This window comes from Desulfobotulus mexicanus, assembly GCF_006175995.1.
GTDB lineage: Bacteria > Desulfobacterota > Desulfobacteria > Desulfobacterales > ASO4-4 > Desulfobotulus > Desulfobotulus mexicanus.
The window spans coordinates 69,690-89,485 of record NZ_VDMB01000015.1; the positions used below are offsets into that span (position 1 = coordinate 69,690).

Consider the following 19,796-nt stretch of genomic DNA (forward strand, 5'->3'; position numbering starts at 1 on the left):
GAGGCCGAAAATAAAGTGTTGACTTATAAAAATTTAGAAAAGACTAAAAAATGATGATTTTAAAGGGTACGCAAAAGCTTATTTTGGCAGGATTTCTGGTGCTGATGCTCCATACGCCAGTTCCTGCCCAGACGGATGTCAGGCCGCAGGCGGTGATGGAAGATCATGAAAAGGGTATGGAAGCAGAGGCCCGGACCCAGAAGGCCCGTGAGGCATGGGCCAGGGAGCGGCGGGATCTTTTAGCCCGTCTGGAAAGCCTTGAGGAGGAAAACCGGCGTCTGGAAAGGGACTGCGACAGGCTTTCCCGGTCCAGAGACCATCTGGAGCGGGATGTGGCTGCCATTGAGCGGGAGCTGATGGAAGCAAAGAGGCTGGAAGAGGAACTGGACGGCAGGCTGGATGAAGTCTTGCTTCGCCTTGGGGAGAGTATGGCATCGGACATCCCTTTTCTTGAGGATGAGCGGAACCAGAGACTTTCCATGCTCCATGATCTTATGGTGGATCCGGATGCGGGGCCTGCGGAACGCCTTCGCCGCATTATGGAAGCCCTCCGCATAGAAGCGGACTATGGGTTTACGGTGGAGCTTCGCAGGATTCCCCTTGCGCTGGATGGGAATGAGGTGCTGGCTCAGGTGCTGCGTCTTGGTCGGCTGGGGCTTTTTTACCGGACGGGGGACGGCAGGGTTGGTTTTTATGACGCAGGACAAAAGAGATGGCAGCCCCTGGATGCATCCTGGGATGCCGCCTTTGTCAGGGCCTTTGACGTGGCTTCCCGGAAACGGGCGCCGGAACTGGTGACATTGCCTGTGGGGAGGATTCTGCCATGAGTAAGAACAACAAAAAGGGGTCAGCCCCCTTTTATGCGGGAAATGTCATCCTGGGGTCGCATCCGGCTCTGTTTTCCCTCACCCCCGGCCCCTCTCCCCGAGGGAGAGGGGAGAAGGGCTTGCTCCCATTCGGGCTGCCTTTTTGTTTGCTGCTTCTGCTGCTTTTTCTCTTTCCTGTGACTGCCATTTCTTCGGACATGCGGGCCATATCCGTACAAGCCAGGGAAGCACGCCTTGCAGCAGAAGCTGAAGCCAGGGAAACCAGAAGGGAGATCCTTGCGGACCGGGAGAGGCTTGCAGCAAAGATTGCAGAGCTGACAGCTGCTAAAAACAGACTGACGGAGGAAAGATCGGCACTGGAAAGTTCCGTGGAAATTCTGATGGAAAAGCGGGAAGCCCTGGCCGGAGAGCGGGATGTCACCGTATCTGCCATGAAAGCCGTTTCCGGTACCCTGCGCTCTGCTGCACGAGAGCTGGATGCCATGCTGAGTGAATCACCCTTTACGGCCCGTGATCCTGCCCGTCTGGAGCCGGTCCGTCGTATTCTGGATGCTGGTCGTTTTGCCGGTATGGAAGATTTTGATGTGATTGTGGAGGGCTTTTTGGGTGAGATGGTAAAAACGGGGGCTGTGCGTCTGGAAAAGGGAGAAATCCTGGGATCAGGCGGGCAGCTTATGGCATCGGAAATTCTGAGCATCGGACCATTTACCGCAGCTTTCCGTGCGGAGGACGGAACCGTAGGATACCTGCAGTACCTGCCGGAAAACCGCAGGTTTCAGATGCTGGGGCGGGAACCTTCCCGCTCTGCCCGTAAAAGCCTTGTCGCCTATATGGATGGCAGGAGCGATTCCCTTGCCATGGATGTTTCCCAGGGAGCAGCCCTGCAGCAGGTACTGCACCGATCCACCCTGAAAAGTCAGGTGGAGAGTGGTGGTTTTCTGGTCTGGCCCATTCTTTTCATTGCCCTTGTGGCACTTCTGGTCACTTTAGAAAGGCTCTGGTTTCTCCATAAGGTCCACACCAATGCGGACAGGGTCATGGGTCGGGTCAACGAGCTGGCTGCGGAAAAAAACTGGGAAGCCTGTGATGCTACGGTTCAGCCCGGAAAGGGCAAGCCGGTTTTCAATATCCTGATTGCCGGTCTGGGGGGAAGAAAGGAAGACAGGCAGACCCTGGAAAGTATTCTGCAGGAAGCCATTTTGCGGGAGCTTCCCCGGCTGGAGCGTTTCCTTCCCATGCTCAATGTCATGGCGGGCATTGCTCCCCTGATCGGTCTTTTGGGCACGGTAACGGGCATGATACGGACCTTCCATACCATAACCCTTTTTGGTACGGGAGATCCGCGCATGATGTCCGGCGGCATATCCGAGGCCCTTGCAACCACCATGTTCGGTCTGGCCGTGGCCATTCCCATCACCCTGATCCATACCTTTCTCACCCGCAGGGTGGAACATATTGTTGGGGATATGGAGGAAAAGGCTGTGGCTCTCTGTAATATTCTTACCCGTGAGCACAGCCTGCCTTCCTGCTGCAAAGGGAGGATACAGGGATGATGGCGGGTTTTCAGGATATCCTGAGCCATCTTTCCGCAGGAGGAGGCATTCTCTGGCCGCTGGCTCTGGTCTGCTTCCTTATGTGGGCGGGTATTTTTGAAAGGCTGTTTTTTTTCCGCCGTCTTCTGGTCAAGGATCTGCCGCCGGATACGGCCGTGGGTATGGCCTTAGACAGCAGCCGTAGCCTTCCTTGCGGTGAGGGGCTTTCTCTGCGGCTGATTGAGGATTTTAGAAAACGGAGAAGCGGCACCTGCATGCTGGACAGGAGTATTCTCCGGGAGTGCGGGCTCCGTATCCGGCGGGATCTGAACCGGGGAATACCCCAGATTCAGGTTCTGGCAGCGGTTTCTCCCCTTTTTGGTCTTCTGGGAACGGTAAAGGGAATGATTGTTACCTTTGATGTCATGGCCTTTGCCGGAACAGGGGATGCCCGTGGCATGGCCGCTGGTATTTCCGAGGCGCTTGTCACCACCCAGTGCGGTCTTATGGTGGCCATCCCCGGTATTATCATGGCCATGTATCTTACAAGACAGGCCAGAAGAGCCACCTATCGTCTGGATCGTCTGTACGCCATGCTGGAAAGGCAGCTTCGATGATTAACGTACGCCAGAGCCTTCGGGCCAGAAATCAGGGAAGTGATATCAATATTGCTCCCCTTATCGACCTGATTTTTCTTCTTCTGATTTTTTTCATTGTCACCACAAGTTTTGTGAAGGAAACGGGCATTGATGTGGACCGTCCCACGGCCAGCACGGGTGATCTCAAGGAGCAGGGCAGTATTCTCATAGGAGTGGATGCCGCAGGCGGGATTTTTATGGATAAGGAAGCCATAGACATGCGGAGTGTGCGGGCCCGTGTGGAAAGGGCATTGGCAGAGATGCCGGAAGCTTCTGTGGTTATTGTGGCCGATAAAAAGACGGACACGGGTATAGTGGTGGAAATTCTTGACCACTGCCGGCTGGCCCGGGCAAAGGATGTGAGCATTGCCACCAAAAGCCCATAAAGAAAAAAAAGGGGTCAGACCCCTTTTATATCCACAAAAGGGGGCAGGCCCCTTTTCCGGCAGAGCCTTTGCCTATGTGGCTGCCATGGGACTGGCTCTTCTGGTTACCCTGGGAATTTTTGCCATGGTTCCATGGATGATCGGGCCGCCGCCCAGTGCTTCGGATCTGGAACGTATGTCATCTGTGCAGTTGAGGGATCTGCGGCCACCGGAGCCTGAACCTGAACCTGAGCCGCCCATGCCTCCGGAAGAAAAACCACCGGAGCCTGATGTGCCCATGGAGCAGATTATGCAGCGGCCTTTGCCTGAGGTCCCGCAGATGGAATCTATCCCTTTTACACCGGATCTTAGTCTTTCCGCCGTGGCAGGACCTGCCATTGCACCGCCTCCTCCCGCCGGACCCATGACCTTTGAAGCAGGGGAGGTGGATGTTGCCCCGAGAACCATGGTTCAGACGCCCCCCGTTTATCCCTTCCGTGCCCGGCGTATGGGTATCGAGGGCTGGGTGAGGGTACGGTTTCTGGTGGGCACGGATGGTGTACCCCGGAACATTTATGTGCTTGAAGCCGACCCTGAGGGTGTTTTTGAGGATGCTGTCATTCAGGCCATATCCAACTGGCGGTTTGAAGCTGCGGTGATGGAAGGTCGCAGGGTGGCTGCCTGGGTGGTAACGCCAGTTCGTTTTCAGCTGGGAGGTAATTCATGATGTTAAAAGCAGAAAAGGGGTCAGACCCCTTTTATACCCAAAGGGGTCTGACCCCTTTTCTCCTGTTTTTTTTGATCCTTGGCCTGCAGGGTCTTGCTAACGCATCTCAAGAAATACCCCTGCCCCGTTCCTTGCAGCAGGTGCTGGCGGATGCGGGTCAGGACATGGGTGAAGGACGCCCTGCCGAAGCCCTTGCAAAGCTGGAAGTTTTTTATGAAAAAAATCCGGATATGGAGCATCCCCTGCTTTTTTTCTGGCTGGGCAATGTGAGGCTGCAGATGGAGGATGGTGCTGCTGCCCTCATCGCTTACAGAAAGGCGGTGAAGCTGGCCCCTGAGGACAGCGCTGTCTGGCAGAATCTTGCCATAGCAGCCCATAATACAAAGGCCTATGCCGAGGCAGCCCATGCCATGGAGAGGGCGTGGGAGACCTGCAAGGAGAAAAAGGGTTCGCTTTTATATCACAGCGGTCTGTTTTACCTGATGGACCAGAATCCAGCTGCGGCCTGGCAGCGTTTGCATCGCCTCATGCAGCTTGATGCCCATCCCAGACAGGAGTGGATTCGTGCCCATGCCCAGGCAGCCATGGAAACGGGCAATGAAAAAAAATCCATTGCTCTTCTGGAGAAGGTACTGGACCGGCAGCCCGAAGACAGGGGAATGTGGGAGTTGGCCACCCATCTGTATCTCCGGGTGAAGGACTATAAAAAAGCAAGCGCAGCTCTGGAAATTCGAATGGCTCTGGAGGCAGATCCAAAGGCATCTGATTTTCGTCTTCTGGGGGATCTCTATGCCAATCTCAACCTTCCGGCAAGGGCAGCAAAAGCCTATGCCAAGGCCAGGGAAAAGGGTGATGGCTGCCCGAGACTTCTTGTACGGGAAGTGCAGATGCTGCAGGCAGCTTTGCAGAATGAAAAAGCACTGCAGCGCATTCAGGAGACCGACAGGGAGGGCAGGGATCCGGCCCTTTTTGAGCTGGCCATGGCCATCCATATGGGAGAAAGCCGTTACAGAGAGGCCATGGAAGCGGGAGAACGTTATCTGAACGGGCATAAGGGCCAAGGCCAGAACAACCGTATGCTTCTGACTCTGGGTTATTGTGCCTATAAAGCAGGGGAACCGGAAAAGGCCAGAAAGTTTTTAGAGCGAATTCCGCAAAGGGATAAAAAAGCCCGTGAGGAGGCGGGACGACTCCTGGCTCACCTGCAACGGGAAATGCAGGGACTTTGAACGCTATAAGCGGTATATCGATGTTTTTCAACTCACTAAGTACTGAGAGCTGAAAGTAAAAAAATCAGGTTTTGGATGTAAAAAGGAGGATGCCGTGCTAAAGTGGCTTCCTCCTTTTTTATTATCGTTTTTTTGAAAGGTGGTAGGGATGCGCAAAAGATGCATGTGGGGTGGTTTCTTTTTTCTTCTGTTCTGGGTCTCTGGCTGGGCCTGGGCCGGGGGGCAGACCATGCACGCCCTTTCTCTGGGAGAAAAGCCGAAGTATGGTCCGGATTTTACCCATTTTGCCTATGCCGATCCCAAAGCTCCGAAGGGAGGAAGCCTGCGCATGGAGGCCCTTGGCAGCTTTGACAGCTTTCATCCCTTTATCATGAGGGGCGTTGCGGCTTCGGGGCTGAATTTGCTCTTTGATACCCTCATGACCTCTTCGGAGGATGAACCCTTTGCCATGTATCCCCTTCTGGCGGAAAGCCTTACCCTGGCAGAGGACGGCAGCTGGATCCGGTTCACCTTGCATAGCGGGGCCCGTTTCCATGACGGAACTCCTGTGCTGGCTTCGGATGTGGCCTTTAGTTTCAGGAAGCTCGTATCCGAAGGTAGGCCCCATTATGCCAAATACTACAGGGATGTGGCTGAGGTGGTGGTGGAGGATGAAAGGCGGGTGCGCTTTGATTTTAAAAACGCAGAGAATCCTGAACTCCCCCTGATTCTGGGGCAGCTCTATGTGCTTTCGGAAAAGGACTGGGATGGAGTTGATTTCGGGCGTTCGGGTTTCCGGGTTCCTCTGGGTAGTGGTCCATATCGTCTTGAAAGTTATGTGCCGGGCAGACGGGTGGTATATGCAAGGGATCCGGAATACTGGGGTAGGGATCTGCCCGTAAACCGGGGGCACTACAACTTTAATCACCTGAGCTATGAATATTTCCGGGATGCCACGGTTTCTCTGGAAGCCTTCAAGGCTGGATATTATGATTTGAGGCGGGAGCATACGGCAAAGATATGGGCAACCCAGTATACGGGACGGGCTTTCAGGGACGGCAGTATTGTAAAAAAGAAAATCCCCCATGACTTGCCCGCTGGTATGCAGGGTTTTGCCATGAATATCCGGCGCAGTATTTTTCAGGATGTACGGGTGCGGGAGGCCTTAAGTCTTGCCTTTGATTTTGAATGGAGTAACAGGGCTTTGTTTTATGATCAGTACACCCGATCCGACAGTTATTTCAGCAATTCGGATCTGGCGGCGGAGGGGCTGCCCTCCGATGGGGAGTTGAAGTATCTGCTTCCATTAAAGGATCTCCTTTCTCCCGAGGTCTTTGGTCCCCTGCCACAGCCTGTGGCAAGTGATGGTACCGGCTTTATGCGGGATGCCCTTTTGAAGGCAGCCGGTCTTCTCAGGGAGGCGGGATATCATATTAGTGGCGGAGAGCTGCAGACTCCTGAGGGGCGGCCCTTCACCTTTGAGATTCTTCTGCACAATCCCGCCTTTGAACGGGTGATGCTGCCCTATGTGCAGAATCTGAGGCGGCTCGGTATCAGGGCCAGAGTTCGCGTGGTGGACCCATCCCAGTATATCCAGAGGCTTCGCTCCTTTGATTTTGACATGACTGTTGCCGTTTTCCCCCAGTCCCTTTCTCCGGGAAACGAGCAGCAGGATTTCTGGAGCTGCAAGGCCGCAGAAACTCCCGGTTCCCGCAATGTCGGGGGCATCTGTGATCCTGCCGTGGATGCCCTGGTGCAGGCCATTGCAACGGCTTCGGACAGAAGAGCCCTTATTGATGCCTGCCGCAGTTTGGACCGGGTGCTGCGCCATGGTCATTATGTGGTGCCCAACTGGCATACCTCGCTTTTCCGCCTTGCCCACCGAAGTCATATCGCCATGCCGGCAAAGCACCCTCCCTATGGTCTGGGGCTGTGGACCTGGTGGGATAAAAATGCAAGGCTGTGATCGGTTTTTTTATTTACCGGAGGCATAAATGACATCCTATATCATACGCAGGCTGCTGCTTATTATTCCCACCCTGCTGGGTATCCTGACCATTAACTTCTTTGTGATTCAGGCGGCTCCCGGTGGTCCTGTGGAGCAGATGCTACATCAGCTGGAAGGGGATGGTCCTGGGCTTACATCCAGAGTCTCCGGTGTTGGCAGTTCGGAGCTTATGGGCAGCCAGACCGCATCTGCAGACAGCAGGGATTCCCGTTACCGGGGAAGTCAGGGACTGGACCCGGAGCTGGTGGAGCGTATTGAAGCCATGTATGGCTTTGATCAGCCTCTTCTTAGCCGTTATTTTAAAATGCTCTGGGATTTTGCCCGCTTTGATTTCGGAGAAAGTTTTTTTCGCAGTACTTCTGTGCTATCGCTGATCGGAGAAAAACTGCCGGTGTCTATTTCTCTGGGTCTCTGGAGCACCCTCATCATTTATCTGATTTCCATCCCTCTTGGCATTGTCAAGGCCCTGCGCCATGGCTCCCGATTTGACGTCTGGACCTCAACCCTCATTGTGCTGGGCAATGCCGTGCCGGTTTTTCTGTTTGCCGTACTTCTGGTGGTTCTTTTTGCTGGGGGGGCATGGCTGCAGATTTTTCCCCTGAGGGGACTCACATCCCCGCATTTTGCTGATCTTTCCCTCTGGGGCAAGATGGCAGATTACGCATGGCATCTGGCCCTGCCCGTTACTTCCCTTGTAATCGGCGGTTTTGCCACCCTGACCCTTCTTACTAAAAATGCCTTTCTGGATGAAATACACAAGCAGTATGTCACAACGGCAAGGGCCAAGGGACTCTGTGAAAGAAAAATTCTTGCGGGGCATGTCTTCCGCAATGCCATGCTCATTGTTATAGCCGGTTTTCCTGCGGCCTTTGTTGCCATGTTCTTTACGGGCTCCCTTTTGGTTGAGGTGATTTTTTCCCTGGACGGACTGGGGCTTCTGGGCTTTGAAGCCACGCTGGGTCGAGATTATCCTGTCATGTTCGGAACCCTTTATATCTTTACCCTTCTGGGGCTTCTTCTGAATCTTCTCAGTGACATTACCTATTCTCTGGTTGATCCGAGAATTGACTTTGAAAGCAGGGGGTAGGGCAGAGCCTGCATCTGTATAAAAATAAGGATGTAATTATTCAGCACAGTGTTCCAGGTACCATAGCTGCAAGATAGATGCACAGGCCCCAGGCTATTTGCCCTTGACGCAATCTTATTCTTAGAGCTTCTTGCCCTGTACGGAAGCGGCAAAAACTCCCCGCCACAGGCAGGAGAAGCTTTTTGATTGCCATAGCAGGCTTAAGCACGCTGCCTTTGTGGCGGGTCAGACAGTTTGCCGCTTCTTTCGCACAGGCCTGCGAAGCTCTGATCCGAAACGATTGCAATGTCACTTGCAAATAGCCTCAGAGCCTTGCAACAGTACGAAGCTGCTGCAATGACAGCATTGGCAGTTCAGAAAAAACCATGCTGAACAGTTACATAAGGAGAATTAAAATATGGGAATAATGGTGCGCCTTGGGCCTGTGGGGCAGCGGCGCTGGCAGAGATTCCGCAGAAATGGTAGGGGGTTTTATTCCCTCTGGATTTTTGCTTTTCTTTTTTTTCTTACCCTGGGCGCTGAATTTGTGGCCAATGACAGGCCCCTTTATGTGCATTATGGTGGGGAACATTTTTTTCCTGTTTTTGCTTCCTACCCGGAAACCCGCTTTGGCGGTGTCTTTGAAACCACAGCCGTTTACAGGGATCCCTTTGTTCAGGAGCTGATAAAAAAAGATGGCTTTATGGTCTGGCCTCTGATTCCCTTTTCCTATGAAACCGTGAGTCTCGGTCGCATGGATGCCTTTCCTGCTCCGCCTTCCCCGGCAAACTGGCTGGGAACCGATGATCAGGGCAGGGATGTGCTTGCAAGGCTGATTTACGGGTTTCGGGTATCTGTCCTTTTCGGACTCTGCCTTGCCGGTCTGGGATCGGCCATAGGTATTTGTGTGGGGGCCGTGCAGGGGTATTTCGGCGGATGGGTTGATCTGGCGGGGCAGCGCATGGTGGAAATATGGTCCGGCCTGCCCATTCTCTATCTTCTGATTCTTCTTTCCAGTGTGGTAACGCCGGATTTCTGGTGGCTTCTGGGAATCATGCTGCTCTTTGGCTGGATGAGCCTTGTGGGTGTGGTGCGGGCGGAGTTTCTGCGGGGGAGAAACCTTGAGTATGTGCGTGCTGCAAGAGCCTTAGGGATGGGCCATGGCCGCATCATGTATCAGCACATTCTTCCCAATGCCATGGTGGCGGCTTTAACCTTTCTTCCCTTTCAGGTGAGTGCTGCCATCGGCTCCCTCACGGCCCTGGATTTTCTTGGTTTCGGTCTTCCGCCTGGTTCCCCTTCTCTGGGAGAGCTTCTGGCACAGGGCAAGGCCAACCTCCATGCTCCCTGGTTGGGTATTGCCGCATTCACTGTACTGGCACTCCTGCTCAGCCTTCTGGTTTTTATCGGTGAAGCAGTTCGGGATGCCTTTGATCCCAGACTGGAGGGGTGAAAGATGGATGAACCGCTTCTTTGTATTCGTAATCTTAAAATATCCTTTCACCGCAGGGATGCGGCACCCCTTGAGGGCGTCTGCGGGGTGGATCTGGATATCTTCGCAGGAGAAACCTTAGGCCTTGTGGGAGCTTCTGGCTCGGGAAAATCCCTGACCGCCCATGCCGTCATGCGACTGCTGCCACCTTCTCCGGGATGCCGTATTACAGGGAACATTCATTTTCAAAAAGAGGATGTGCTGGCCATGGCACCCCCTGCCATTCAGGGTCTTAGGGGAAACCGGATTTCCATGATATTTCAGGAGCCCATGACAGCCCTGAATCCCCTGCACCGGGTGGGCAGGCAGATCGGAGAGGTGATCCGTGTTCATGAAGGGCCGCAGTCAAAGGCCCGGTTGCGGCAGCGGGTGCTGGAGCTGCTGGATCAGGTGGGGATACCGGAACCAGAGCGCCGTATGCATGCCTGGCCCCATGAGCTTTCCGGAGGCCAGAGGCAGAGGGTGATGATTGCCATGGCCATTGCCAATCATCCGGATCTGCTCATTGCCGATGAACCCACCACCGCTCTGGATGTTACGGTTCAGGCCCAGATTCTGGAACTGCTCAGCCGTCTGCAAAAGGAGATGGGGATGGCCATGCTGCTCATTACCCATGATCTGGGGGTGGTGCGCCATGTTACGTCCCGCATGGCCGTGATGGAGGGGGGCCGGATTGTGGAAACGGGGGAAACGGAAAAGATATTTGCAGAAGGGGGGAAAGCCCTCTGTACCCAAAGTCTGTTGCAGGCGGAAAGGCTAACTCCACCGGTTCCTGCCGAAGAAGATGCTCCTTCAGTGCTGGAAGCACGCAGCCTTGGGGTCCGGTTTCCCCTTAAGACAGGCCTTTTCAGAAAAAAAAGATGGTTTAATGCCGTTGCAGAGGCTTCTTTTTGCTTAAAGCGGGGACAGACCCTTGGTGTTGTGGGGGAGTCAGGATCGGGAAAAACCAGCCTTGGCCTTGCGGTGATGCGTCTTCTGCAGTCCGAAGGGGATATTTATCTTAATGGAAAGCCCCTGCACGGACTTTCCCAGCGGGAGCTAAGGCCTTTGCGTCGCCGATTTCAGGTTGTGTTTCAGGATCCCTTTGCCAGCCTCAGCCCCCGTATGGCCGTTGGTGATATTGTGGCTGAAGGCCTTGTGGTGCACGGGATGGGGGATGTCCGTCAGCGGGAAGAGAGGGTGGTGAGGGCTCTGGAGGAAGTGGGCCTGAACCCTGAGGTCCGGTTCCGTTATCCCCATGAATTTTCAGGCGGGCAGCGCCAGCGCATTGCCATTGCAAGGGCCCTTGTGCTGGACCCTGAAGTGCTGGTGCTGGATGAACCCACCTCTTCTCTGGACAGGGCCGTGCAGTTTCAGGTACTGGCATTGCTGCGCAGTCTGCAGGAAAGCCGGGGTCTTGCTTATCTTTTTATCTCCCATGACCTCAAGGTGATACGGGCCATCAGTCATCATATTCTGGTGATGAAGGACGGGCATATCGTGGAAAGCGGTGAGGCTGCGGTCATTTTTGATCAGCCACAGGAGTCCTATACCCGGCGGCTTCTGTCTGCGGCTCTGGCTTAGGCCGCTTGAAGTTTGTTTTGATTTTTAAATTCTTACAAAAATATTCGGGTCGGTCTCTGTATTCATAATGCGATTTTTACAGGAACGGTGTTCTTTTTCAAGGTGCGTGGTTACAAAAAGCTTGACAGTTTTTATGACGGATTGTTAAGTGAGGATATCTTCATTTTTTGTTGCAATGGGTATGGGTGCTCAGAGTTCGTACTGGATAAGGAATTCAATACTCAGGATCTGTTTTCAAACCCTGTTTTCTGAATGAGGGAGGTTTCTATTTCTCGGATCGACAGACAGGACAAATATCAGCGTATTTTGAGGGCTGGCATTAGCGTTTTTGCAAGGCGGGGAGTTTTTCGCGCCACCATATCTGAAATTGCCAGGGAAGCTGGTGTGGCTGATGGTACCATTTATCTCTATTTTAAGAACAAAGACGATATTCTGGCCCGTTTTTTTGAAGGCAGGACCGAAGAGATCTTTGCACGTTTCCGCAAGGCCATTGATGAGGCGGATACGGCAAGGGACAAGCTCTTCCGTCTGATTTCTTCCCATATGGAAGCTTTTCAGGAAGACCGGGAGATGGCGGTGGTTTTTCAGGCGGAAACCCGGAAGATTCATGCCATGGCCTGCCATGTGAATGATATTTCAGCAAGGTACAGGGATCTGATCGCAGAGATCATTGAGGATGGGCAGGCCGAGGGAATTATCCGTAAAGATCTTTATATTGCCCTGGTTAAACGCTTTATTCTGGGGGCCGTGGATGAGGTTGTAAATACCTGGGTTCTGGCCGAAGGAAAGTATGATCTGGTCAGCATGGCAGAACCCCTTGTGGATTTATTTCTGCGGGGGATAGGCAGCGCTTCTGAAGAGTGAAAAATATTTTTTTGTTTTTTGCATATAGGGGAAAAACAACACACAAAACAAGCAAGGAGACCCAGCATGGCACAGTTGATTTCTGAAAGACGGGATGTGGATTTTGTTCTGCATGAGCAGCTTGAAGTGGGTAAGTTTTCCGAGCAGGAAAAATTTGCGGATTTCAATAAAAAAACCGTGGATATGATCGTGAATGAGGCCAGAAACCTTGCCATCAAGGAGCTTTTGCCCACGTGGAAGGATGGCGATACCATCGGTTGCACCTTTGAAAACGGTAAGGTCCGTATCCCCGAATCCTTTGAGCGGGCCTATGAGCTTTTGAAAAAGGGCGAGTGGACGGCCATGAGCGAAGACCCCGAGTGGGGTGGGCAGGGTATGCCGAAAACCGTAGCCCTTGCGGCCAGTGAGTTCTTCAATGGTGCCAATTATCCCTTCATGATGTATCCGGGTCTTACCCATGGTGCCGGTAAACTGGTGGAATCCTTTGGTACGGATAAGCAGAAGCAGCTTTTTCTGAAAAAAATCTATACGGGTGAGTGGTGCGGCACCATGCTTCTTACTGAGGCCTGCGCTGGTTCCGACGTGGGTGCCCTTGAAACCATGGCCTATCCCCAGCCCGACGGTACTTATAAAATTGTAGGCAGCAAGATTTTCATCTCCGGAGGTGAGCAGGATCAGCTCTCCGATAATATCGTTCATCCCGTTCTGGCACGTATTGAGGGTGCTCCCGCAGGTACCAGGGGTATTTCCCTCTTCCTTGTTCCCAAATACAGGGTGAACGATGACGGCAGCCTCGGCGCATTTAATGATGTTGTATGTACGGGCATTGAGCACAAGATGGGCATCCATGGCAATTGTACCTGCTCTCTGGCACTCGGTGGAAAAGACGATTGCATCGGTGAGCTTCTGGGCGAACCCAACAAGGGTATGGCCCATATGTTCCTCATGATGAATGAGGCCCGTCTGCTGGTGGGTATGCAGGGTTTTGCCTGTGCTTCCGCAGCTTATATGTATTCGCTTAACTATGCCAAGGAACGAGTGCAGGGTGCCCTTATAACCAATCCCAAGGGTGGCGGTGTGCCCATTATCCAGCATCCTGATGTACGGCGTCAGCTTATGATGATGAAGACCTACACCGAAGCCATGCGCTCCATTCTGTATTACATTGCCTACTGCGACGATATGGCCCATCTGGCAACGGACCCTGAGGAAAAGGAGCTGTATGAAGGTCTGGTGGAGGTTCTGACTCCCATCGGCAAGGGCTATGTAACGGACCGCAGTTTTGATGTGGTCTCCCAGGGCATGCAGGTATATGGCGGCTATGGATTCATCGAGGAATATCCCCTGTCACAGCTTCTCAGGGACGTGCGCATTACCCTGATTTATGAAGGCACCAACGGTATTCAGGCAATGGACCTTCTGGGCCGCAAGCTGGGCATGAAAAAAGGCAAGATCTTTATGTCTCTCATGCAGAAAATCGGTGCTACCATTGCAGAGGCCAAGGCGGTTCCTGAGCTTGCTCCCATGGCTGCCCAGGCTGAAGCCAGCCTGAACAAGATGGGTGAAGTGGCCATGCACATGGGCAAAACCGCCATGAGCGATAAGGTGATGAATGCCTTCAGCTTTGCCCATCCTTTCCTCGATGTGGTGGGTGATCTTACCTCTGCCTGGATGCTGTTGTGGCGGGCCACCATTGCCCAGGGCAGTCTGGGTAAAAAGAAAAAAGAAGATGCCTTTTATAATGGTGTCATTAAATCCGCAGAGTTTTTCATCTACAATCAGCTTCCCGTAACCGACGGTAAGATGAATGCCATTCTCCGCGGGGCTGATGCGGCCATGAGCATAGATGAAAGCTCTTTCCTCTCCTGATAAAAGTGAAAATTATGAATGGACAGATCCTTACAGGGTCTGTCCGGGTAAAAGAGCCGGGGGCTTCCCCGGCTTTTTTGTATTCGGCAGACTGAAGGTAGTCTCATGAAGGCAGACTTCTGTGCTTTTAACCCTGCAGGGGTTGAAACTCCTGAAGAACAAGGGGGGCTGAGCAGTTGGATTTTGGTTTTTTTACTTGACGTAACCGCTTTTTCTTTATTAAAAGTGTTCCGATCCATATATCCAGCGATACAGCGGGATGTTATAATCCGCTTTTTACTTTTTGGTATTTAATATTATTAACCGTTTTCAGGACTTTGTTAAGGGAAGGATGAATCCATGGAACCATTGATTGCGCCTGCGCAGTACACGTTTCTGGGTATCCCCACGGTTTTATTTTCCGTGTTGATTCCGATCGTGGGCATTGCTCTTTTCACCTACATCATGGCCAAGCGTATTGCTCCGCTGACCAGGGCCCGCAAGGATGACCGTTTTGACGCCATCCCTCAGCGTATCTGGAATGTGGCCCTGATCTGGCTGGGCCAGATCCGCCAGCCCCGTTACATGATGGGTGGTGTTCTTCACATCCTCATTTTCTTCGGTTTTCTTGTGCTGGCCCTGCGCTCCATGAGCCTTGTGGTCATTGGTGTGATACCCGATTTTGCTCTTCCCGGGTTCGGCCATGACCAGATGATCGGTATGATTTACAATGTTGCCAAGGATTATGCGGCTACCATCGTTTTTGCAGCCTGTTTTGTGGCTGCCATCCGCCGCGGCATCTTCCGGCCCGAGCGTTATGAGGTACCTGCCCGCTTTGGCAAGGATCATACCGCAGAAGCCGTATTCGTTCTCTGCATCATTATGACCCTCATGGTTTCCGAATCCCTGTTCGAGGCTGCCATTGTTGCCGCCCAGATCCAGACCGGTGCCCATGCCCACTTCCTGCCGCCCGGAAGTCTGCCCTGGTTTTTGAAAAACAGCCTGCTGAACACCCCCATGGAAACCCTGCAGACACTGCATGTGGCTGCATATTTCATCCATGATTTTACCTTCTTCTTTTTCCTTTGCTTTTTACCCTTGGGCAAGCATTTCCATGTTATCACCTCCCTTTTCAACGTGTACTTCATGCGTACCCGTACTGGTAATATCAAGCCCATCGAGTATGGCCTGAGTGCAGAAGAGATGGAAAATCTCAAGTCCATCGGTGTAAAGAAGCTGGAAGATTTTACCTGGAAGCACATCCTTGATTTCTACACCTGCGCCGATTGTGGTCGCTGCTCAGACCAGTGTCCGGCCAATACCGTAGGTCGTGCTCTGTCTCCCCGTTTCATCTCCATTAAAGGTCGTGAGGCCGTCTTCAATACCTATCCCCTGACGGGTCCCATTCTTAAAAGCGATAACCTGATGGGTAATGTGTACGAAGAAGAAGAAATCTGGAGCTGTACCACTTGCGGTGCCTGTGAGCAGGAATGTCCCATCGGGATTGAATATATTGATAAAATTGTGGACCTGCGCCGTGGCCTTGTGGATGATGGCGAAGTACCCCAGACCCTTCAGAAGCCTATGCAGGCCCTTGCCAAGCGCGGCAATGCCTGGGGTAAGATGGAGAAAAAGCGTGCGGACTGGACCAAGGACATCGAAGAGGATTGTCCTGTCAAGGTTGTGGATGGTGAAGAAGCCGTCAATACCCTTTACTTTGTGGATTCCATCTCTTCCTTTGATGACCGTATGGTGGGTATTGCCAAGAGCACGGCCAAGCTGCTTCAGGCTGCCGGAGAAAACTTTGGTATTCTTGGCAAGGCGGAAAAGGATTCCGGTAATGAGGTCATCCGTTTTGGTGAGGAGTTCCTTTATCAGGATCTGAAAAACCATAACATGGAGCAGATCAAGGAATCCGGTGCCAAGCGCATTGTCACCGCAGACCCCCATGCCTTCAATGCCCTTAAAAATGATTATCAGCTTTCCATTCCTGTGGAGCATATCAGTTCCGTTGTTACCCGTGCCGTAAAGGCGGGTAAAATCAAGCTGAAAACCATTACCGATGCCACAAGGGTTTACACCTATCATGATCCCTGCTATCTGGGACGTCATAATGGGGTATATGAAGATCCCCGTGCGGCTCTGAATGCTATCCCCGGTATCCGTACCGTGGAAATGCTGAAAAGCGGTGACCGTTCTTTCTGCTGCTCCGGTGGTGGTCTGATGCTCTTCTATGAGCCCCACGAAGAAGAGCGCATGGCGGTTCTCCGTGTTAAGATGGCAGCCAAGGCTGGTGCCAATGTAATCGTAACGGCATGTCCCTTCTGCCTTGTGAATATGGAAGATGCCATCAAGGTTGCCGGTTATGAAGGCAAGATTGAAGCGCTGGATCTTGTGGAGCTTCTTGAGCAGCATATGGTAAAATAAAACCCATGTCCGGTGCCGGAAGTCCGGTGCCGGATTAGGTCAAAGGGTACTGGATCTTATCCGGCATCCTGGCAACAAAATGGCCAAACAAAATTTTAACTGGGAGGAATTCATGGAAATCTTGGTATGCGTCAAGAGAGTTCCCGATACTGCGGAGAACGAAATTGAGCTCAACAGTGCGGGGAATGACATCGAGCGGGATGATCTGGTGTATTCGGTCAACGAGTGGGACAACTATGCCGTTGAGGAAGCCATTCAGATTGTGGACAAGGTAGGCGGTACGGTTACGGTTGTTACCGTAGGCGACGAAGAGGCAGATGAGGTTCTGCGTCGTGAAATGGCCATGGGTGCCCAGAATGGTATTCTGCTCAATGACGAAGCCTTTGAGGATTCCGACTCCATGGGTATTGCTACCCTGCTGAAGGCGGCTGCTGAAAAGGGCAAGTATGACCTCATCATGACCGGTGCTCAGGCCGATGCCGGTTATGCTGCCGTTGGTGGTATGCTGGCCGCCATGATGGATCTGCCCTATGCTTCCCTTGTAAATATGGTTGAAGTGGGTGATGGTAAGCTGACCGTTGGTCGTGAAATTGAAGGTGGAAATCAGGAAGTTAACGAAATTGAGCTTCCCTGTGTTCTTTCCATCCAGACCGGTATCAATGAGCCCCGCTATGTGGGTATCAAGGGTATCCGTCAGGTTTCCGGTATTGAAATTCCTGAGTTTGATGCAGCTGGTCTGGGTGTTGACCCTGCTACGGTGGGTGCAGCTGGTGCCAAGACCAAGCGGGTTGATTACTTCATCCCCGAAACCGGTGAAGGTGCGGAAATGCTTACTGGCAGCACCGAAGAAATTATTGCTAAACTCATTGACATCATGAAGGCGAATGGAGGGCTGAAGTAATGGCAACTGTATATGCTTTCGTAGCGCATAGTGATGGCGTTCTGGATGATTCCGCAGCAGAGCTTGCCGCTGCCGCCAAGAAATTTACCGATGCCCCTGTAACGGCTATTGTAACGGGTTCCGGTGTGGATGCTGCTGCTGCCAAGGCTGCTGAACTCTTCCCTGCAGTATGGAAGATTGATGCCGCCGAGCTTGCTTATCCCAATGCGGAAGTGGTTCGTAAGGCCCTTCTGAACAACCTTGATGCCGGTGCTGTGGTTCTGATGGCCCACAATACTTTCGGTATGGACCTTGCTCCCGGTCTTGCCGTTAAAATCGGCGGTGCCTTTGTTGCCGATGTTGTGGATATCGAAGGTGCCGATGGTGACACCCTGAAGGTTATCCGTCAGGAATACGGCGGTGTGGTTTCTACCCACGTTACCGTGGATATGTCTGCAGGTGCTGTGGTTACCATCCGTCCTGGTGCCGTTGCTGCTGAAGAAGGTGCTGCTGCTGCTGGTGGTGCCATTGAGGCAAAGGCCGCAGGAGATGTTTCTGCCAAGCGCAAGTTTATTGAAATTCGTGAGCCTGAGGCTGGTGATGTTGACATTACCAAGGCTGAAGTTCTGGTTTCCATCGGTCGCGGTATTGAAGATCAGGACAATATTGAACTGGCCCATGAGCTTGCCAAGGCCATCGGTTCCCAGGCAGAGGTTGCCTGCTCGCGCCCCATCGTGGATGCCAAGTGGATGGATGCTTCCCGTCAGGTGGGAACTTCCGGTAAAACCGTTAAGCCCAAGGTTTACCTTGCCATGGGTATTTCCGGTTCCTTCCAGCATATGGGTGGTATCAAGGGTGGTGTGATCATTGCTGTCAACAAAAACCCCAATGCTCCCATCTTCCAGGTGGCCAATGTGGGTATTGAGGCAGACATCCTCGAGTTCATTCCTGAGCTGACCGAAGCCCTCGGAGATCTGTAAAAAACAGTTTTCTGATAAGCTTGTAAAAAGATAAAAAACCGGGACCTTTCCCCACTGCGGGATGGGTTCCGGTTTTTATATTTTTAAGGAGAGGGTATGGAAAAAGAAGCGGATCTGCTTTTGCACTATGGCAATAAGATGCATGCAGCCGGGCTTGTAACGGGTTCCGGCGGTAACCTCAGTGTACGGGTAAAAGACTCCGTGCTGATTACGCCCAGTGCCATGGCCTATGGGGATATGGAGCCAGAAGATATGGTGCTGGTGGATTTCTCAGGAAAAATTCTCAGGGGCAGGCGGGCTGCATCCAGTGAGCTGGGTTTTCATCTGGCACTTTATGAAGCCAGAAAGGATATCTCTGCCGTTGTGCATACCCACTCACCCTGGGCTACCACCCTTGCCTGTCTGGGCTGGTCCCTACCTGCGGTTCACTATCTGGTAGGCTATGGGGAAAGAAATGAGGTTCCTGTGGCTCCCTATGCCATTTTTGGCAGTCAGGAGCTGGCAGACCATGTGGTGAAGGGGATGGGGGATGGCAAGGCTCTGCTGCTGGCCAACCATGGTTTGGTAAGTATGGGGGCTGATCTGAGGGAAGCCTATGAAGTTGCTGAGGAAATAGAGTTTGTGGCAGGGGTGTATCTGCGGGCTAAGGCTGTGGGAGAGCCTGTGATTCTGGATGAAAAAGCCATGGCACCGGTTCTGGAGAAGTTTAGAAAATACAGAGGTCTTAAGTAAAAAACGCCGGGAGTAGGGAGATCGGCCCGGCGTTTTTTTTCTTATTTTGTAACTGTTCTGCACAGTTTTTCAGGTACCATATCTGCAAGGCAGATGCACAGGCCCCAGGCTATTTGCCCGTGACGCAATCTTATTCTTAGAGCTTCTTGCCCTGTGCGGAAGCGGCAAAAACTCCCCGCCACAGGCAGGATAAGCTTTTTGATTACCATAGCAGGCCTTGGTACGCTGCCTTTGTGGCGGCTCAGACAGTTTGCCGCTTCTTTMGCACAGGCCTGYAAAGCTCTGATCCGAAACGATTGCAATGTCACTTGCAAATAGCCACAGAGTCTTGCAGCATTACGAAGCTGATGCAACTACAGCATTGGCAGTTCGGAATAAACTGTTCTGAATAAGTAATTATTCAGAACAATTTTTTAACCCTGTACCCTTGCTACAAGCTGCGGAAGAAGCTCTCCTGCCCGGCCCCTGAGAAGCCCGTCGGATATCGGGGTCAGTGATGTGGGTTCCGGGTTTATTTCCAGAATCAGTGCGCTTCTGTTTTTTGCCATCCTTGGCAGATCCGCCGCAGGCCAGACCTCTGCGGATGTGCCGATTACCAGCATGAGATCACAGCTTATGCTGTATTCCTGTGCTGTATAC

The 19,796-nt window shown here is 52.5% G+C and carries 17 protein-coding genes and 1 pseudogene; 17 read left to right on the forward strand and 1 reads right to left on the reverse strand.

The genetic code is table 11. The features are described 5' to 3' along the window. The first annotated feature begins 50 nt into the window (after positions 1–50). The 17 genes from FIM25_RS11880 to FIM25_RS11960 all read left to right on the forward strand — a co-directional run bounded on the left by FIM25_RS11880 (position 51) and on the right by FIM25_RS11960 (position 19,157). Positions 51–827, forward strand: coding sequence for a DUF3450 domain-containing protein (locus FIM25_RS11880; RefSeq protein WP_139449585.1), 777 nt, complete (start codon positions 51–53; stop codon positions 825–827). Positions 828–946: 119 nt separating this feature from the next. Next, the gene (locus FIM25_RS11885) at positions 947–2,380 is read left to right on the forward strand and encodes a MotA/TolQ/ExbB proton channel family protein (RefSeq protein ID WP_179953331.1); all 1,434 of its coding nucleotides are present in this window, start codon (positions 947–949) and stop codon (positions 2,378–2,380) included. After that, positions 2,377–2,976, forward strand: a complete 600-nt coding sequence (locus tag FIM25_RS11890) for a MotA/TolQ/ExbB proton channel family protein (protein ID WP_139449590.1) — start codon at positions 2,377–2,379, stop codon at positions 2,974–2,976. The genes FIM25_RS11885 and FIM25_RS11890 overlap by 4 nt, the downstream gene beginning before the upstream one ends. Continuing rightward, positions 2,973–3,383: an ExbD/TolR family protein gene (locus FIM25_RS11895; RefSeq protein ID WP_139449592.1), complete on the forward strand. Its 411-nt coding sequence runs from the start codon at positions 2,973–2,975 to the stop codon at positions 3,381–3,383. The genes FIM25_RS11890 and FIM25_RS11895 overlap by 4 nt, the downstream gene beginning before the upstream one ends. Beyond that, complete coding sequence (locus FIM25_RS11900) at positions 3,364–4,089, forward strand: energy transducer TonB (RefSeq protein WP_139449594.1); 726 nt, start codon at positions 3,364–3,366, stop codon at positions 4,087–4,089. Before FIM25_RS11895 ends, FIM25_RS11900 begins: the two co-directional genes overlap by 20 nt. After that, complete coding sequence (locus FIM25_RS11905) at positions 4,086–5,318, forward strand: tetratricopeptide repeat protein (RefSeq protein ID WP_139449596.1); 1,233 nt, start codon at positions 4,086–4,088, stop codon at positions 5,316–5,318. The genes FIM25_RS11900 and FIM25_RS11905 overlap by 4 nt, the downstream gene beginning before the upstream one ends. A 148-nt stretch (positions 5,319–5,466) precedes the next feature. Then, positions 5,467–7,263, forward strand: coding sequence for an extracellular solute-binding protein (locus tag FIM25_RS11910; RefSeq protein WP_139449599.1), 1,797 nt, complete (start codon positions 5,467–5,469; stop codon positions 7,261–7,263). A gap of 28 nt (positions 7,264–7,291) precedes the next feature. Beyond that, positions 7,292–8,392 (forward strand): microcin C ABC transporter permease YejB, encoded by a 1,101-nt coding sequence (locus FIM25_RS11915; protein WP_139449601.1) that lies wholly within the window; start codon positions 7,292–7,294, stop codon positions 8,390–8,392. Between the two features lie 397 nt (positions 8,393–8,789). After that, positions 8,790–9,824 (forward strand): ABC transporter permease, encoded by a 1,035-nt coding sequence (locus FIM25_RS11920; protein ID WP_218961410.1) that lies wholly within the window; start codon positions 8,790–8,792, stop codon positions 9,822–9,824. A 3-nt stretch (positions 9,825–9,827) separates the two neighbouring features. Continuing rightward, positions 9,828–11,426, forward strand: a complete 1,599-nt coding sequence (locus FIM25_RS11925) for an ABC transporter ATP-binding protein (RefSeq protein ID WP_139449604.1) — start codon at positions 9,828–9,830, stop codon at positions 11,424–11,426. A 252-nt stretch (positions 11,427–11,678) separates the two neighbouring features. After that, positions 11,679–12,290 (forward strand): TetR/AcrR family transcriptional regulator, encoded by a 612-nt coding sequence (locus FIM25_RS11930; RefSeq protein WP_139449608.1) that lies wholly within the window; start codon positions 11,679–11,681, stop codon positions 12,288–12,290. Between the two features lie 66 nt (positions 12,291–12,356). After that, the gene (locus tag FIM25_RS11935) at positions 12,357–14,159 is read left to right on the forward strand and encodes an acyl-CoA dehydrogenase (protein ID WP_139449611.1); all 1,803 of its coding nucleotides are present in this window, start codon (positions 12,357–12,359) and stop codon (positions 14,157–14,159) included. Positions 14,160–14,264: 105 nt separating this feature from the next. Beyond that, the gene (locus tag FIM25_RS11940; protein ID WP_139449613.1) at positions 14,265–14,453 is read left to right on the forward strand and encodes a hypothetical protein; all 189 of its coding nucleotides are present in this window, start codon (positions 14,265–14,267) and stop codon (positions 14,451–14,453) included. Between the two features lie 45 nt (positions 14,454–14,498). After that, on the forward strand, positions 14,499–16,565 hold the full coding sequence (locus tag FIM25_RS11945) for a (Fe-S)-binding protein (protein ID WP_139449616.1): 2,067 nt from the start codon (positions 14,499–14,501) through the stop codon (positions 16,563–16,565). 112 nt (positions 16,566–16,677) lie between these two features. Next, positions 16,678–17,466 carry an electron transfer flavoprotein subunit beta/FixA family protein gene (locus FIM25_RS11950; RefSeq protein ID WP_139449618.1) on the forward strand — a complete coding sequence of 263 codons (789 nt, stop codon included), beginning with the start codon at positions 16,678–16,680 and terminating at the stop codon, positions 17,464–17,466. Next, entirely contained in the window at positions 17,466–18,425 is a 960-nt protein-coding gene (locus FIM25_RS11955; protein WP_139449620.1) for an electron transfer flavoprotein subunit alpha/FixB family protein, read from the forward strand. The genes FIM25_RS11950 and FIM25_RS11955 overlap by 1 nt, the downstream gene beginning before the upstream one ends. Before the next feature lie 96 nt (positions 18,426–18,521). Next, positions 18,522–19,157, forward strand: a complete 636-nt coding sequence (locus tag FIM25_RS11960) for a class II aldolase/adducin family protein (protein WP_139449622.1) — start codon at positions 18,522–18,524, stop codon at positions 19,155–19,157. A gap of 413 nt (positions 19,158–19,570) precedes the next feature. Here the strand turns inward: FIM25_RS11960 and FIM25_RS17120 are convergent. Next, a pseudogene (locus FIM25_RS17120) lies at positions 19,571–19,796 on the reverse strand (RNA polymerase subunit sigma); the annotation flags it as partial.